Below are 16,284 nucleotides of genomic sequence, written 5' to 3'. Positions count from 1 at the left end.
ATAGCTCGGCGCATCAAGAGCAACGGGAGAACGCAATGAGGCTGGGTGGCAAGATCGCGGTGATCACGGGCGCCGGATCCGGGATCGGGCGGGCGACGGCTGCGCTCTTCGCGCGCGAGGGCGCGACCCTCCTTCTCGCCGACAAGAATGCCGAGGCCGTGGAGGGCGTCGTGGCCGATGTCGTGGCGGCCGGGGGCAAGGCGAGCGCGCGTCAGGTCGACGTCTCGCGCTCGGCCGAGGTGAAGGCCCTGCTCGAGGCCGCCGTCGCCGCGCATGGCCGCCTCGACATCCTCGTCAACAATGCCGGCTACGGCATCGTCGGCACCGTGGAATCGACCTCAGAGGAGGATTGGAACGCGCTGCTGTCGGTGAACGTCAACGGGGTCTTCTTCGGCTGCAAATACGCCGTGCCCATCATGCGCGCGCAGGGCGGCGGCGTCATCGTCAACACCGCCTCGACGACCTCGCGGGTCGGCGTCACGGACCGGGCGGCCTATGTCGCCTCGAAGGGGGCCGTCGCCGGCCTGACGCGGGCCGTCGCGCTCGACCACGTCGCCGACAACATCCGCTGCAACGCGGTCGGGCCCGGCACGATCGAATCCCCCTATTTCGACCGGATGCTCGCCCAGTCGAACGACCCGGCCGCCTTCCGCCACGGCCTCGAATCCCGGCAGGCGATGAACCGCCTCGGCAAGCCGGAGGAGATCGCGAACGCGATCCTCTTCCTGGCGAGCGACGAATCCTCGTTCTGCACCGGCTCGACGATGTTCGTGGACGGCGGCTGGACGGCACGGTAGCGAGATCGGCCATGCAGACGCGACCCTTCGGCCCGACGGGCCGCTCCGTTTCGGTGATCGGGCAGGGCACCTGGCTCCTCGACGACGAGGCGAGGCCGGAGGCGCTCGCGGCCCTGCGGGCAGGCCTCGATGCCGGCATGACGCATGTCGACACGGCCGAGATGTACGGCGAGGCCGAGCCGCTCGTCGCCGAGGCGATCGCGGGGCGGCGGGACGAGGTCTTCCTCGTCTCGAAGGTGCTGCCTCAGAACGCGAGCCGGGCCGGCACCATCGCAGCCTGCGAGCGCAGCCTGAAGCGGCTCGGGACGGATCGGCTCGATAGCTACCTCCTGCATTGGCGCGGCCCGGTGCCGCTCGAGGAGACCTTCGCGGCCTTCGAGACGCTCCGTGAGCAGGGCAAGATCGTCTCGTGGGGCGTCAGCAATTTCGACGAGGACGATCTCGCCGAGGCGGTCGCCGTCGCCGGGGAAGGGCGCATCGCCTGCAACCAGGTGCTCTACCATCCGGCCGAGCGGGCGATCGAGCATGCCGTGCTGCCGTTCTGCGAGACGCACGGGATCGCCCTCGTCGCCTACAGCCCCTTCGGACACGGCGAGTTTCCCGAGGCCGGCTCGCCGGCCCGGCGGGCGCTGGAGGAGGTCGCGGCGGAGACGGGCGCGAGCCCGCGGCAGGTGGTTCTGGCCTTTCTCGCCCGGCACCCGTCGGTCTTTCCGATCCCGAAGGCATCGCGCGTGGCCCATGCCCGCGACAACGCCGCATCCGGCGATCTCGTGCTCGGCCCGGCGCAGATCGCACGGCTCGACGCCGCGTTCCCGCTCGGCCGCAAGCCGCGCCATCTGCCGATGATCTGACCCTCGGCCTCGCTTGCAGCCCCGCTTGGCGCTGGACTTTCGAGGCTGGCGGATCGACACCAGCCGATACGGGCCGAGGGCGGCTCGGGACGGGGGACGCCGTGGAGATCAAGCGAAACGCCTTCAAGGCCGCCATCCTGCGCGGCGAGCGGCAGATCGGCCTGTGGTCGAGCCTCTGCAGCCCGATCGTCGCGGAGATCATCGGGGGGGCGGGGTTCGACTGGATCCTGATCGATACCGAGCACTCGCCGAACGAAGTCCCCGACGTCGTCGCCCAGCTCCAGGCCCTCGCGACCAGCACAGCGACGCCGATCGTGCGGCCCGCCTGGAACGATCCCGTCCTGATCAAGCGCTTCCTCGACGCCGGCGCCCAGTCGCTGCTCCTGCCTTTCGTGCAGAACGAGGCGGAGGCGAAGGCGGCGGTCGCCGCGACGCGCTACCCGCCCCATGGCATCCGCGGGATCACCACCAGCGGCCGGGCGGGCGGCTATGGTCGGATCAAGGATTATCTGCACAAGGCGCCGGCCGAGATCTGCGTCCTCGTCCAGGTCGAGACGCGCGAAGCGCTCGATGATCTGGAAGCGATCGCGAGGGTCGACGGCGTCGACGGCGTCTTCATCGGCCCGGCCGATCTCTCGGCCTCGCTCGGCCATCTCGGCGACCAGGCCCATCCCGTCGTCCAGGATGCGATCCGGGACGCGATCGGCCGGCTGAAGGCGGTCGGCAAGCCGGCGGGGATCCTGACCGGCAACGAGGAACAGGCGCGGCGCTACATCGAATGGGGCGCGACCTTCACCGCCGTCGGGGCCGATCTCGGCCTGCTCGCGCGCAACGCCGAAGCGCTCGCCGCACGGTTCAAGACGGTCTGATCGTCTCGTTCCTCCCGCCTCGTGGCAGGATGATGCCGCGGGGCAGGGACCAAGCCCCGTCCATCCGCACAGGCTTCCATGCATAGTCTTCTCGTCGACATCGCGACCTGCACGATCGCGGCCTGGATCCTCGGCGTGTTGTCGCAATATGCGCGGCAGCCGGTCATCCTCGCCTATCTCGTCGCCGGTTTCCTGGTGGGCCCGACCTGCCTGTCGCTGGTCCAGTCACAGCATTCGATCGAGACGATCTCCGAGCTCGGCCTCATCTTCCTGCTCTTCATGATCGGTCTCGAGATTGACCTGAAGAAGATCATCCGGTCCGGCGCGGCGATCCTCGGCAGCGCGGCGTCGCAGATCGTCGGAGGAGCGATCCTCGGTGTCGCCGTCTTCGCGCTGATCGGGTTCCCGATGAGCGGTCAGCGCTGGGATGCGCTCTATCTCGGCGTCGCCGCGGCCCTGTCCTCGACCGTGATCATCGTCAAGGTGCTCTACGAGAAGCGCGAACTCGACACGTTGCCGGGGCGCATCACGCTCGGGCTCCTGGTGCTCCAGGATCTCTTCGCGATCCTGTTCCTGGCGGTCCAGCCGAGCCTGAACGACCTCCATCTCAGCGTGCTTTTCCTGTCGGTCGGACGCGTGATGGCGCTCGTCGTCACCCTGTTCGTGATCAGCCGCTACCTGCTGCCGAGGTTCTTCCGCTCGATCGCGCGGCAGCCTGAACTCGTTCTCGTCGGCGCGCTGGCCTGGTGCTTCTTCGGCAGCGAACTGGCCGCGCGCCTGCACCTGTCGCGCGAGATGGGCGCGCTCGTCGCCGGGGTGGCGCTCTCCACCTTCCCCTACGCGCTCGACGTGACGGCGAAGGTCACGAGCCTGCGCGACTTCTTCGTCACCCTCTTCTTCGTCGGCCTCGGCATGACGATCCCGATCCCGACCTCCGCGGTGATCGGCCTGACGCTCGGAATCGCCGCCTTCGTCGTGGTCAGCCGCATCCTGACGACCTTCCCGGCCCTCTACCTGTTGCGGCAGGGCATCCGGGCGAGCTTCCTGCCCGCCCTCAACCTCTGCCAGATCAGCGAATTCTCGCTCGTCCTGATGACGCTCGGCCTCGCTGCGGGACACGTCTCGGCCGACGTGAAGAACGCGACCTCCTTCGCCTTCGTGATCCTCGCCGTCGTGTCTTCCTTCGCGATGACGAATTCGGATTGGATCACACGCCGGGTTGTGCGCCTCCTGAAGGCGCTCGGGTTGCCGGACCTCGATGCCGGCGCGCCGGCCGAAGGGCTCGGAGAAGGCCATGGCGCGAAGATCCTTCTGCTCGGCTTCTTTCGGACGGCGAGCTCGCTCGTGGCGGATCTCGAGCGGGAGGAGCCCGAACTCCTCAAGGATGTCGGCGTCGTCGATTTCAATCCGGTCGTCTTCTCGAACCTCACCACGCGGGGCGTCCGGGTCCGCTACGGCGACATCTCCCAGCGGGAGACGCTGATCCATGCCGGCGTCGAGAGCGCCGAGATCCTCGTCCTGTCCGTCCCGGATTATCTCCTGAAGGGGATCACCAACGAACGTCTCGTCCGTCTCCTGCGCTCGCTCAATCCGAACGCGACCATCATCGCGCCGGCAGACACGCTGGACGACGTCGAGAGCCTCTATGCGGCCGGCGCCGATTACGTGACCCTGATCCGGCTGGCATTGGCCCAGGATATCCGCGAGGCGCTGGCCGCCGCCCAGGGCGGCCATCTCGACGAGAAGCGGGCGAAGGTCGACGGGCGGCTTGCCGAGCGCAAGGAGGTCCTCGCATGAGCTGCCATGCGCTGGAATCCGCCGAGAATCCGGCCGCTTTAGGGAACTTTTGAGGCGCGATCGCCTTCATGGATACGGGCCGATTCGCGGCCGAAGGACCACCCGATGCGCGTCTCTGCACTCGCTCTCGCCACCGCCCTCGTCACGCTCGGGGCCGGCGTGGCGGAGGCCCAGCAATCCTACCACGTCAACGGACCCCTCCGGCTGACGGTTCGGGCGAAATCGTTCCTGAACCCGGGCACCGTGGTGTCGCCCCACAGCATGGTGAACCCGGCCAGCGCCTACGGCCAGATGGTGTCCTATGTGAACAGCCCCCCGTACGCTCACGATCGGGATCGCTACGGCGCCGGCACGCTGCCCGATCCGACGACGAACGGCCCCTTCATCGGCGCCCGCAACCCGCTCGGGCCCGTGGATTACGGCTCCTTCTTCTACGACTGAGCGGGCCTGGACGGCCGCGCTGGCGGCTGAAGCCCGATCCAGCGCGACCTCCGTCTGGGGAGGACAGACAGCAAGAGGCCGCCTTCGTGATGAACGAGGGCGGCCTTCGTCGTGAGGGACCACGGCGTTCGTGCCATGTGCGGCGACAATTGCCTCGGGCCCTCCTGCACGACATCGCCATCCGGTGAGGACTGGCTCGTCCCAGGGGTCAGACGTGATCGCCCTCGAATTGCTGTTCGACCGGTTCGGCTATCACACCGGTCGCCGTCGCTTGCCGTTGCTGTCGCTTGGGAGGATCAGGTCGGCCGGGCTGGACTCCCCCGCGGCCGAATTCAATCGGGGCTTCGCAAGGCGGACGGATACCGGCACCGTGCTGGTCTCTTCTGCGGGCACGGCCTGGCTAGGGATCCTTGTGTGGATTTCGGTGCTCGTCGCAGCCCTCGCTTTCGCGCGGTAATCGGCGTCCGGACCGGTCGGGCCGGCAGAAGATTTCCCGGTATCGACCGGCGACGCATTAATCCCAACCGCTTCGAACGGACGGTCCGCGCGTGGGTCGACACCATCAGGCGAATGCGCCGATGGCGGCGGCCACGCCCGGGGGCGCTGGGCGCCAACCCGTCATGTCGCAGGCCACGCGGCAATTCGCTGTGAGCCGGAGCGCTGCCGTTCACGCGTCGACGCGGCGTCCCGGCCGTTCATCCAACGGGAGCCGCACCCGAGTTCGGGGCGGCTCCCATTGGCCTCAGCGCGTGATCTGAACGACCTGCCGCGTGACCGGGTGCACGAACACCACGTGCCGCTGGGGGGAGACGAAGAAGTCGTAGGTGGCGTTCCGGACCATGCCGGGCGTCGAGATGTTCGCCACGGGCGCCGTTTCGACATAGGCGGGCACCGTCGAGCCGCGGCGCAGGACGATCGGGCGGCGGTAATCGGCGTTGGCCGGGTTGATGTGATGCGGCCCGGTCGCCTTCAGGACGCCAGGACGGACGACGGCCCAGTCATACGATGTATAGGCGACCGCTGCCTGCCGAGCGGGCTCCGGATTGTAGCCCGTCGTCGCGGGCAGCCCCAGCAGCGTGAAAGGGGCCTGGACCACTGCCGCGACCGGCCGCACGACGACCGCCAGCGGCTGCTGCGCCGACGCGGCCGTCGTCACTCCCACTGCCGCCAGCAAGGCCCCGCCGACGATGGCACCCTTCGTCACTTGATTCATCTCGTACCTCCGAGGTCAGATCGATCGCGGAGCGCTGCGTCGCCAGGTGTCGGGGGACGTCTCGCCTCGTCGATGCCGCATCAAGTCCGGCCGAGGTTATTTGTTGCAGGGTGCGACAATCTCCGCCCGCCCGATCGGTGCGAGCAGGCACGAGGCCGAGCGTCTCGCGCGCTGGGATGTGGCGAATAGTAATTCCGAGGTGGGTTTCCAAGCTAAACCTTGGAGGAAAGATGACTACTTCCGTTCTTCGGTCGCGATATAACGTTCCGTCGGCCTGAGATGCGATGCTTCAGGGCGCAATCATGCATCTGTGCCGGCGACGGATCGATCATCGGAACATCCGCTCGCCCTGCTCGTCCACCAGTTGGCGGCCCTTTCGCAGCGAGAATTCGGTAGCGTCGTCGAGGGACGGGAAACGATCGGCTCGCACGAAGCGATGCTCCCGGCGGGCCTCACCCTCTCCCTTCGTCACGAGGCCGGCGGTCTGGTAGCCGCCCTCGGCCTTGTAGGGCTGAGCGAGGATCGTGAAACCGTTATGCTCGACCTCGGCGGTCGTCGTCGGGGCACCCGGCTCCTTGTCGTCCGCCCCGCCACCGAAAATGCGCTTCCAGAAGGACATCTCGCTCTCCCGCGTTCCGTCCCCTCCTGCCCCGGACAGGGCCGGAATGGCAAATCGCTCGATCGCGGCGGTGCGCCGGCCGCATGCGTGCCGGCTTGACTCCGGCCTCAAGTACTGATGGTTGTTATCGTGTCATTGATGCACGTATGGGTAGTCATCGGCGGCGGTCGTCGGCGGAAGGGAGGGGGCCTTGTTCTTCCTTTGGCTCGGGATGATGTCCGGCTTCGGCCTCGCCCATCTTTGGCATGACCAATCGCCACGAGGCTGGCGGGATCTCGCCTGGTGGCCCATCCGTGTCGGCCTCGTCATGGTCTTCGGTCTGGCGCTCTATGAGTTCCTGCTCGAGGCGAGAGGCATCTTCGGCCTGCGTGAGGCGTTCAAATCCGTCCTGTTGCCGATCGCTGCGGGCGTCGGTTTCGGCATCTGGCTCCGCACGCTCGTCGTGCCTCCGGCACGTTCGGCCGGCGTCGTCTCCCAGGATCAGCCCATCGCGGGGGCACGGGCGTTCCTGCCGTTGTTGGTCAGCGTGCTGTTTGTCAGTCTGATCGTGTCGGAGGACCGGTATGGCTGGCTCGCCCGTCTGCAGAAGGTGTCGATCGGCGGAGGCGGGATCGAGTTCTCAGCCCAGGCCGGCGCGTCGACGGAGCATCGGCTCGCTCCGACCCCGACGCTGGCCAATGTCAAATCCGGGGAAAGCAAGGTCGCCACGCTGCTGCGCTTCATGCGGAACCTGCCGAACCACATCAAGGAAGACATCGCGTTCCACGACGAACTCTTCAGGGCCGCACTCCCGGGTAAACCGCCCGAGGGGGGCGTCGCGGGGGACGAGGCAGTCGATCAGGACGAGACCTTCGGCAACGATCACAAATTCGCACGGCGCGTGGCCTATCCGATCGGCAACATCGTCGAGATGATGCATGACGTCCGCCGATACAATTCTCCGGAATTCGTCGTGCCGCGCCACTTCGTCGACGATTTCCGAGCATTCGTCGATTCCTCGCCGCGATCACGCTCGGATCAGGAACGGCAGCGCGGCAATATCAACAAGATCATAGCAGGGCTCAAGCTGATCTGGACCGTGAGCTGCGAAATCGTCCTGCGCTCCGGTGACGACGGAGCGTCTCAGGTCGCGGTAAGAGGAGCCGAATATTGTCCGACGGAGACCGAGAGAGATAAAATCATTGCGGATCACGTTCACCCGAATACGTTTAATCCGAAGCTCCCATACGGAACGATCCTGTCCGCGCTCATGCTGGATGCCATCGGCGAGCCTCACGCCGCCCTGTGGCAGTTCGATCTCTGGGCTCAAGGCTTCCGGCCGAACCTCCAGGAAGCCGATGGCCGTCGCTTCCTGTTTCCCCGCTACCGGCTGCTGACACACGGAGCGAGCCTCGATTTCGGGGACGGCGCGACCGCGATGAGGCGGTTGAGCATGGGCTGGATCCGTGAATCGCTCGATCAGGGGGAACTGATCCTGAGCAGGGTTCCGTGGGTCGGCTTCAGCGGCACGATCTATAAGAACGGCCTCCTCGACACCCTCGCGCCGGCCCGATGTCACGGTGCCACGAGCGCGAACTTCAAGATCTTCGCGTTGGTCCACTTCAGCTACGTCAACAGCTACCTCTACTTCACGTCGACCAGTCCCGATTTGATCGACAGCGAGAGCAGGACGAGGCTGTTCGGCAAAAGAATGAGCCAGCTCGAGAACCTCAACTTCTCCTGCCTGCGGATCCACGGGCAGAGCGACGATCGGTTCAACAGCGTGCGCACCGAAGCGGCGTTCCACGACACGATTGCGGCGATCAACGCGGCGCTGGCCGCGAAGGAGAGCAGTCGGTCGAGGCGACGCGCGCTGCTCTGTACGGCGTTGACGCATGCGCGGGACGCCCTCTCGTTTCAGGACGACTACCTGAACGGAGGTCATCGCCGGCAGGTAAGCGAGGGGAGCTGGGACACGAAGATCGACCGGGCGCATGCGAGCGATACCCGGAGCGGATATGCTGCGCGGGCCGAGCGCATCGACGTGCAACTGAAGGAAGGGCGGGACGAGTGCCCGTGAGGACGTGCGCGGCCTGCGAGCGGAAGGTGCGGAGCTCGTGAGGAAGTCGGCGGTGTCCGGGAGGAAAGGTGCGGTGCCTGTGGGGGCGTGCGTCGCCTGCGAGGGGAGCGCACCACCCGCTAGGGAAGGCGGAGCCCGTGAGGGAGCCGGCGGTGTCCGTGAGTAAAGGTGCGGCGCCCGTGGGGGCGCGTTGCCTGCGAGGGAAGCGCCGCCCGCGAGGGGAAGGCGGAGGGAGCCCGTAACGAAGTCGGCGGTGTCCGAGAGGGAATGTGCGGAGCCCGTGACTGACGCGTGCGGCGCCGATGGACGTGAGCGAAGTGGCCGGCCGGGCAGCGATTGCTTGGATGGGGCTGAGCGTGGACGCCAGTCACAGCATCCGACGAGCGGCGCCTGGCAGCAGCCACCAATGCCGGCGACGACTTTCAGCTACGCTCCCACCGAGAGCAGGGACCACCTGATCGTGGATACCGATGACAGATGCGGCCGCCCGAAGCGGCGACCGCAGATAGCCGTTGCAACCGACGATAAGAACCGATGGCGGCGGCCGAGTACGGCGGTGGCCAACCGTCGCTAGGCGGGGCGTCTTCAGCCGCCGGTTGAAGCGCCGGTGGCTCCGCCCGCTCCTGACCGGTCGCGCGGCTCGGTTCCTATGACGCTCAACGCGGGTTGGTCGGGCCGGCCAATGCTTCCACATAGGGAAGAAGCGCGACGAACACGGTGACTGCGCTAATCCAGATTCGAGCCATGGCACCCTCCTGTCGGATGAACATATAGCGCGCACTGCGTGAATGACAAGTGAAAATGCAACCTTCGGGCGCCGATAATTCACGGTGGCTGGAGCCGGGTCTTCGTCCTTGAAGAACGCCGACGAGGCTGCCGAGGGGGTCGACGCCGGTGGGGCTTCCCGATGATGAGCGATCTCGGTTCGGCCGGTGGGTCGTGCAGAGGCCGGCCGTCTCTCAGGCCCGCGACGCCGCGAGGGCCTGTTTCAGATCCGTCAGGATGTCGTCCGCATGTTCGAGGCCGACCGAGAGCCGGACGAGGCCCTCGCCGACGCCCATCTCGGCGCGGGCTTGCGGGGTGAACCGTTGGTGGGTCGTCGTCGCCGGGTGGGTGATGAGGCTCTTCGCATCCCCGAGGTTGTTCGAGATCAGCACGAGCCGCAGCGCGTTGAGGAACCGGAAGGCCGCAGCCTTGCCGCCGTCGATCTCGAGCGCGATCAGGGTCGAGCCGCCCGTCATCTGGCGCGCGACGAGATCGGCCTGGGGGTGGTCCGGCCGGCCGGGATAGACGAGCCGGGCGATCCCCGCCGAACCCGCGAGGCCGTCGGCGATGTGGGCCGCGCTCGCCGCCTGCTGGCGGATGCGCAGGGGCAGCGTCTCCAGCGCCTTGAGCAGCACCCAGGCGTTGAAGGGCGACATGGCCGGCCCGGTCTGGCGCAGATAGGTCTGGATATGGGCGTCGATGAACGCGGCCGAGGCGAGGATCACCCCGCCGAGGCAGCGCCCTTGGCCGTCGATATGCTTGGTCGCCGAATACACGACGCAATCGGCCCCGAGTTCGAGCGGCTTCTGGAAGAGCGGCGTCGCGAAGACGTTGTCGACGACGAGCGTCGCCCCGGCCGCTTTCGCGATGCGGGCGACGGCCGCGATGTCGACGAGGTCGAGCGTCGGATTGGCCGGGCTTTCGAGGAATAATGTCTTGGTGTTCGGGCGGATGCCTCTTTTCCAGGCATCGAGATCGCGTCCGTCGACCAGGGTGGATTCCACCCCGAAGCGCGGCAGGAACTCCTCGATCACGTAGCGGCAGGAGCCGAAGAGGGCGCGCGCGGCGAGCACGTGGTCGCCCGCCTTCAACTGGCCGACGAGGGCCGCCGTCACGGCCGCCATGCCGGTTGCGGTGGCGCGTGCGGCCTCGGCGCCTTCGAGCGCGGCCATGCGCGCCTCGAACATCGCGACGGTCGGGTTCGAGAAGCGGGCATAGATGAAGCCCGGCTCGTCGCCGGAGAAGCGGCGCTCGCTCTCCTCCGCGCTGCCGTAGACGTGGCCCTGGGTCAGAAAGATCGCTTCGGAGGTCTCGCCGAATTCGGAGCGCAACGATCCGCCATGGACGAGCAGGGTCTCGGGGTGGAGCGAGGGGGGCAGGGAACGGAAGGCCATGGGATGGAAACCGTGCGGGTTGGCACGGCCAAGAGGGCGTGCATGTTCTGACGGCATGGCGTTGACTGATTACGCGTCACGGCATGCGGAAAACGCAGGTCGACCTTGCGAGACGACACCTAACCAAACCACGGCATCCCCTTATATTGCAGTGCAACATACGAAGGAAACGCCCGCGGTTCCTACGGAGATATCCATGCCCGCGGCTTCTGTTCAGCTCAATGGTTTTGTTGGTTCCCAGGTTTCCTCTTCGGCCACCGAGCGGTCCGGCTTCTTCGCCCGCATCCTGAGTGCCGTTCAAGAGGCTCAGACGCGCCGCGCCGAGCGCGAGATCGCCCGCTACATCGAAATGCGCGGCGGTCGCATGACGGACGACCTGGAGCGCCGGATCGAGCGCCACTTCGTCTGAGGCGGCGTCTTGGTGATCTCGGCGATTGTCTCGAAGGGCGGGCGCCATCCCGCCCTTTTTGCTGTCCGCTCCATACCGGCTCGCGGGCGTCGGCCGTGACATCCGAACGGCGTGTTCAGGCCGCCGCCGGCTCGGGATCCTCGATCCGAGGCTCCGAGGGCGGAGCGGCCGGCCGCAGCCGATAGATCGATACCGGCTGCTCGAATCCCGGCAGGCTGTGGTCGCCGAGCGGTTCGGGATCGCCCCAGAGATGGTCGGCGAATTGCCGGGACATCAGGAGCGGCTCGCCCAAGGCCTTGTTCAATTGTGCAATGCGGGATGCAAGGTTCACGTCCCGGCCGATCACGGTGAAGTCGAGGCGGCTGCCTGAGCCGACATTGCCGTAGGCGGCCTCGCCGTAATGCAGCGCGATCCCGGCCTTGATCAGTTGCGGAAAGACCTGGGCCTGGTTCGCCTGTTCCAGCTTCACGAGCCCGTCGATGGCCGCATTGAGGGCCGATTGCGCGGTCCCGCCGGTGTCGTCCCCTCGGTCGCGGAAGATCGCGAGGAGGCCGTCACCGAGATATTTCAGGACCTCTCCGCCCTCCGCCTCGATCGGAGGGACGAGGCAGTCGAAGAAGGTATTCAGCAGTTCGACGGCGGCTTCCGGGGTCAGCGCGGAGGTGATGCGCGTGTAGCTGCGCATGTCGGCGAAGAGGATCGCCGAGCGGATGCGCGAGACCTGGCCGCGCCGGATCGCTCCCGACAGGATCTGACGATGCGGCTCGTCGCCGACATAGATCCGCAGCACGTTGTCCAGCCTCTGCCCGACGGACCGCATTTCGATGGCGGCCGAGAGAGTGGGCACGAGGAAGCGGAGCAGGCCGATGGCGCGATCGTCGAAACCGTTCGGTTGCTCGGTCGCGAGGGATATGCCGTTCTGCGTTCCGTTGGAGAAGATCAGCGGGATGACGATGTAGTGCCGGAATCCCTGCTCCTTCAGCTCGGGGATGATGCCGAAGCGGTCATCCGGCGTCTCGTCGAGGTTCAGGATCAGCCACTCGCCTGTCCGGTGGACATGCGCGAACGGCGAGCGTTCGTAGATGGCGTCCGTTTCCGGGCCGTAGGGGAACAGGAGATGGCTCGAGCCCTCGCCCTTGCGCCAGAACCGGCCGATGCCGGAATATTCCGAATGCAGCGCGTCGATCGCCGTCGTCAGCCGGTCGATCGGCACCCCGATCTCGTTGAGTCGCTCGGCGAAGCCGGCGAGGAGCTGGGTCTGCGGGAGCTCGGTGGACGCGAGGAGCCAGTCCCGGATCCCGACGGCCTTCGGGAGGATGGAGAGCGGCACGAGGCACGCTCCGCCCCCGTCGGCCTCCGCGGCGGTCGGAGCAGGCGCGGCCTCGGAGGGCTCGTCGGGGGAAGGGGGCGTCTGCGACATCCGACGACGTAATTGGCCTTCCCGGGCGCGAGACGCAAGCGTCCGATGAGCGCGTGCCGGAGCGGGCGGAACGACTCGCCCGGACGAGTCGTTAAGTCGCAGCCGAATTGGGTCGCCCCGGTTCGAGCCCGAGTAGGAGTATCTCATGGCCGCGCGCGCGAACTGGAAGGGCTATCTGAAACTGTCCCTGGTTTCGTGTCCGGTCCAACTTTTCCCGGCGACCACGTCGCGGGAGCGGGTGTCGTTCCATCTCCTGAACCGCGAGACCGGCAATCGGCTTCGCCGCAGGCTGGTCGATCCGGAGACCGAGGCGGAGGTCGAGGCGGACGAGCAGGTCCGCGGCTACGCCGTCGGCAAGAACGAATACATCCTGATGGAGGAGGGAGATTTCGACTCCGTCGCCATCGAATCGAACCACACGATCGACATCGAAACCTTCGTCGCCCGCGACGAGATCGACGAGACCTTCCTCGACACGCCGTATTACCTCGCGCCGGACGGAGCGATGGCGGAGGAGGCCTTCTCCGTCATCCGCGAGGCGATGCGCGAGAAGGGCGTCTGCGGCATCGGGCGCGTCGTGCTCTACCGGCGCGAGCGGCCGATCCTGCTCGAGCCGCGGGGGAAGGGGCTCGTCGCGACGACCCTGCGCTACGCCTACGAGGTCCGGGCCGACGAGGAGGTCTTCGAGGACATCGCGGACAAGGATGTGCCGGACGAGATGCTCGATCTCGCGACCCACATCATCGGCCGCAAGATGGCGCATTTCGACCCGAAGCAGTTCGAGGACCGCTACCAGGATGCGCTGCTCGCGATCATCGACGCCAAGCGCCACAACCGGCCGGTCAAGTCGGCCCCCGCCGCCAAGAAGACGGGGAACGTGGTCAGCCTGATGGATGCCCTGCGCAAGAGCCTGGCCGATCAGGGGAAGGGCGAGGCCAAGACGTCGCCCGCGAAGGCCAAGGCTTCGGGGAAGGCGGAGGAGGGCGGCGGAAAGGCCGCCCCGAAATCCCCCGCGCGCAAAAAGCCGGCCTCGACCTCGCGCCGGACCGCGGCCCGCTCGTCGGGCCGGATGCGGAAGGCAAGCTGAAGGCGGGGCGGCCCGCCCGCTACGACGTCACCGCCGCATAGACGAGGCTCCGGAACATGCGCCGGTACCGCTCGCGCCGCCCGGGCGCCTGGACCATGAGGATGGCGTAGAGCTGGAGAGCGGGATCGATCCAGAAGCTCGTGCCTGCGATCCCCTCCCAGAAGCAGTCGCCAGGCGATCCGGGGAACGGAGCGATGCCGCCGCCGCGGCGCACGGCGAAGCCGAGGCCGAACCCGTAGCCTTCGGGCAGGATGTCGAGGTTGTTGCCGACATCGGGTGCGAGATGGTCGCTCATCATGAAGGCGAGCGTCGCGGGGGAGAGCAGGCGGACGCCGTCGAGGGTGCCGCCGTTCAGGATCATGTGCAGGAAGCGCGCGTAATCGGCCGTCGTCGAGGCCATGCCGCCGCCGGCCATCTGGAGCGGCGGGTTCTCGGTGAGGTCGATGAAGCTCGTCTTCGCCCTCGTATCCGGGTCGATCGGGTGCCCGCCCGCGATGCGGTGCGCGAAATCCGCCGGAACGTGGAAGCCGGTCTCCATCATTCCGAGCGGCCACAGCACCCGCGCGCGCAGATGCTCGGCGATCGGCTCGCCGGTGATGACTTCGATCACGTGGCCGAGCACGTCGGTCGAGCGACCGTAGACGAAGCGCTCGCCCGGCTGGCAGGCGAGCGGCAGGCTCGCGAGCAGGGCGGCCTGTTCGGCATTCGTCCGGCTGCGCCGCGCGGTGTCGTTCTTCTGGTAGATCGGCCCCGTCGTGTCGCGCTCCCCCCAGTCGAGCGTCATGCCCGAGGTGTGGCGGAGGAGGTCGTGGATGGTGATCGTGCGCTTCGCCGGCACGGTGCGCCCCTCGCCGGCATAGACCTGCATCCTGGCGAAATCGGGCAGGTACTGCGAGACCGGCGCCGCGAGATCGAGCCGGCCCTCCTCGACGAGCATCATCGCGGCGACGGAGGTGATGGGCTTCGTCATCGAATAGATGCGGAAGATCGTATCGCGCTGCATCGGATCCGGATGGGCCGGGTCGCGCCGTCCATAGGCCTTGTAGTGGACGACGCGTCCGCGCCGCGCGACGAGGGCGACGGCGCCGGGCAGCGAGCCGTCGGCGATATCGGCCTCGAGCCGCTCGCCCATCCGCGCGAGCCTGTCGCGCGACATCCCGACATCCTCCGGCTTCGCCCAGGCGATCGAGTCGGAAATCGAGATGCCGTCGCTCATCGTGTGCTCCCTGGATGGCCGTCAGGCCGGCACGGTCTTTCCGCCGATTGCGGTGCGCCGCGTCATGCGCATCAGCAGATAGAGCACGATGCCCTGATTGACGAGGTTCCAGGCGATGCCGTGCAGGAAGGCGGCGCGGTAGCTTCCGGTCCAGTCGAAGATGACGCCCGACAGCCAGCCGCCGAGGGCCATGCCGACGAGGGTCGAGGCGACGCAGAGGCCGACCCGCCGTCCCGCCTCGCCCGGAGGAAACAGCTCCCGCACGATGAGCGCATAGCTCGGCACGATCCCGCCCTGGAACAGCCCGAACAGGATCGACACCACATAGAGGGAGACGAGGGTGTCCGCGAACAGGTACATGATGAGTGCGAGGCACTGGAGCGCCGAGCCGACGAGCAGCGTCATCAGCCCCCCGATCCGGTCGGCGACATAGCCGGACGCGACGCGCGAGATGATGCCGAAGCCCAGCATGAGCGACAGCATCTCCGCGCCGCGGGCCGGCCCGTAACCGAGATCGCCGCAATAGGCGACGATGTGCACCTGCGGCATCGACATCGCGACGCAGCAGCCGAGCCCGGCGAGGATCAGCAGCATCTGGACGAAGGAGGGGCTGAGCCCCAGCCGCGACTGGGTGCTCGGCGCCCCCATCGCGGGGCTGATCCGGCCGGCCGAGGCCATGCTGTCCGGCATGACCGGCCGTCGCGGACGGCGCCCGAGGGCGAGCGACAGAGGGACGATCGTAACGAGGCAGACGACGCCGATCCCCGCGAGCGCGGTGCGCCAGCTGTAATTGGCGATCACCCACTGGATGATCGGCGGCCAGAAGGCGCCGGCGAGGTAGTTGCCCGAGGCCACGATGGCGACGGCGATGCCGCGGCGACGCCAGAACCAGAAGGAGATGTCGGCCATGACCGGTCCGAAGCTCGCGGAGGCGCCGACGCCGATCATGAGGCCGTGGACCAGGGCGAAGGTCCACAGATTGGGCGAAAGGGCGGCTGCGATGAAGCCGAGGCCGAGGAGAACGCCGCCGCCCGCCGCGACGGGCATGATGCCGAACCGGTCGGAGAGACGCCCGAGTTGGACGCCTCCGGCCGCGATGCCGAGCATCAGCATGGTGTAGGGCAGCGAGGCCATGCCGCGATCGACGCCGAACTCGGCCTGGACGGCGGGCAGCGCCACGACCACGCACCACATGCCGACACCGCCGACGGTGACCATCGCCAGCGACACGAGCAGCCGCATCCAGGCGGCGCGCCCATCGGCCGGCGGGCCGTCGTCGCCCACGTCGAAGGGCGAGAGGCCGTGGCCGTCCCGCATGGCGTTCCTCCTGCGATCGTTCTTCTACCG

General features: G+C 67.5%; 15 protein-coding genes. 9 read left to right on the top strand and 6 right to left on the bottom strand.

The genetic code is table 11. From position 1 onward, the window contains the following. The first annotated feature begins 35 nt into the window (after positions 1-35). The 6 genes from EV668_RS09910 to EV668_RS09885 all read left to right on the top strand — a co-directional run bounded on the left by EV668_RS09910 (position 36) and on the right by EV668_RS09885 (position 5,212). Positions 36-797: an SDR family oxidoreductase gene (locus EV668_RS09910; protein ID WP_133769581.1), complete on the top strand. Its 762-nt coding sequence runs from the start codon at positions 36-38 to the stop codon at positions 795-797. An 11-nt stretch (positions 798-808) separates the two neighbouring features. Next, entirely contained in the window at positions 809-1,648 is an 840-nt protein-coding gene (locus tag EV668_RS09905; RefSeq protein ID WP_133769580.1) for an aldo/keto reductase, read from the top strand. A gap of 101 nt (positions 1,649-1,749) precedes the next feature. Beyond that, on the top strand, positions 1,750-2,517 hold the full coding sequence (locus EV668_RS09900) for an aldolase/citrate lyase family protein (protein WP_133769579.1): 768 nt from the start codon (positions 1,750-1,752) through the stop codon (positions 2,515-2,517). Between the two features lie 78 nt (positions 2,518-2,595). Beyond that, on the top strand, positions 2,596-4,314 hold the full coding sequence (locus EV668_RS09895) for a cation:proton antiporter (RefSeq protein WP_133769578.1): 1,719 nt from the start codon (positions 2,596-2,598) through the stop codon (positions 4,312-4,314). A 105-nt stretch (positions 4,315-4,419) separates the two neighbouring features. Then, the gene (locus EV668_RS09890) at positions 4,420-4,755 is read left to right on the top strand and encodes a hypothetical protein (protein ID WP_133769577.1); all 336 of its coding nucleotides are present in this window, start codon (positions 4,420-4,422) and stop codon (positions 4,753-4,755) included. Positions 4,756-4,969: 214 nt separating this feature from the next. Next, entirely contained in the window at positions 4,970-5,212 is a 243-nt protein-coding gene (locus EV668_RS09885) for a hypothetical protein (protein ID WP_133769576.1), read from the top strand. A gap of 285 nt (positions 5,213-5,497) precedes the next feature. Here the strand turns inward: EV668_RS09885 and EV668_RS09880 are convergent, their stop codons facing one another. Both EV668_RS09880 and EV668_RS09875 read right to left on the bottom strand, forming a co-directional pair. After that, on the bottom strand, positions 5,498-5,968 hold the full coding sequence (locus EV668_RS09880) for a hypothetical protein (protein ID WP_133769575.1): 471 nt from the start codon (positions 5,966-5,968) through the stop codon (positions 5,498-5,500). 328 nt (positions 5,969-6,296) lie between these two features. Continuing rightward, positions 6,297-6,587, bottom strand: a complete 291-nt coding sequence (locus EV668_RS09875; RefSeq protein ID WP_133769574.1) for an HlyU family transcriptional regulator — start codon at positions 6,585-6,587, stop codon at positions 6,297-6,299. Between the two features lie 190 nt (positions 6,588-6,777). Here EV668_RS09875 and EV668_RS09870 point away from each other — a divergent pair, with 190 nt between their 5' ends. Further along, positions 6,778-8,646, top strand: a complete 1,869-nt coding sequence (locus EV668_RS09870; RefSeq protein ID WP_133769573.1) for a hypothetical protein — start codon at positions 6,778-6,780, stop codon at positions 8,644-8,646. A gap of 959 nt (positions 8,647-9,605) precedes the next feature. Here EV668_RS09870 and EV668_RS09865 read toward each other — a convergent pair. Continuing rightward, entirely contained in the window at positions 9,606-10,805 is a 1,200-nt protein-coding gene (locus EV668_RS09865; protein ID WP_133769572.1) for an O-succinylhomoserine sulfhydrylase, read from the bottom strand. 196 nt (positions 10,806-11,001) lie between these two features. On the opposite strand from EV668_RS09865, the gene EV668_RS09860 reads away from it, so the two are divergent. Continuing rightward, the gene (locus EV668_RS09860; protein WP_133769571.1) at positions 11,002-11,214 is read left to right on the top strand and encodes a hypothetical protein; all 213 of its coding nucleotides are present in this window, start codon (positions 11,002-11,004) and stop codon (positions 11,212-11,214) included. A gap of 115 nt (positions 11,215-11,329) precedes the next feature. On the opposite strand, the gene EV668_RS09855 is transcribed toward EV668_RS09860, so the two are convergent. After that, positions 11,330-12,634, bottom strand: coding sequence for an adenylate/guanylate cyclase domain-containing protein (locus tag EV668_RS09855; RefSeq protein WP_133769570.1), 1,305 nt, complete (start codon positions 12,632-12,634; stop codon positions 11,330-11,332). Positions 12,635-12,779: 145 nt separating this feature from the next. On the opposite strand from EV668_RS09855, the gene ku reads away from it, so the two are divergent. Beyond that, complete coding sequence (gene ku / locus EV668_RS09850) at positions 12,780-13,721, top strand: non-homologous end joining protein Ku (RefSeq protein ID WP_133769569.1); 942 nt, start codon at positions 12,780-12,782, stop codon at positions 13,719-13,721. 19 nt (positions 13,722-13,740) lie between these two features. Here ku and EV668_RS09845 read toward each other — a convergent pair whose 3' ends face one another. Both EV668_RS09845 and EV668_RS09840 read right to left on the bottom strand, forming a co-directional pair. After that, a complete protein-coding gene (locus EV668_RS09845; RefSeq protein WP_133769568.1) occupies positions 13,741-14,937 on the bottom strand; it encodes a serine hydrolase domain-containing protein in 1,197 nt (398 codons plus the stop codon). Positions 14,938-14,958: 21 nt separating this feature from the next. Then, positions 14,959-16,254, bottom strand: a complete 1,296-nt coding sequence (locus EV668_RS09840) for an MFS transporter (protein WP_133769567.1) — start codon at positions 16,252-16,254, stop codon at positions 14,959-14,961. Positions 16,255-16,284: the final 30 nt, after the last annotated feature.

This window comes from Enterovirga rhinocerotis (assembly GCF_004363955.1).
GTDB lineage: Bacteria > Pseudomonadota > Alphaproteobacteria > Rhizobiales > Beijerinckiaceae > Enterovirga > Enterovirga rhinocerotis.
This window is presented reverse-complemented; position numbering and strand designations above follow the sequence as displayed.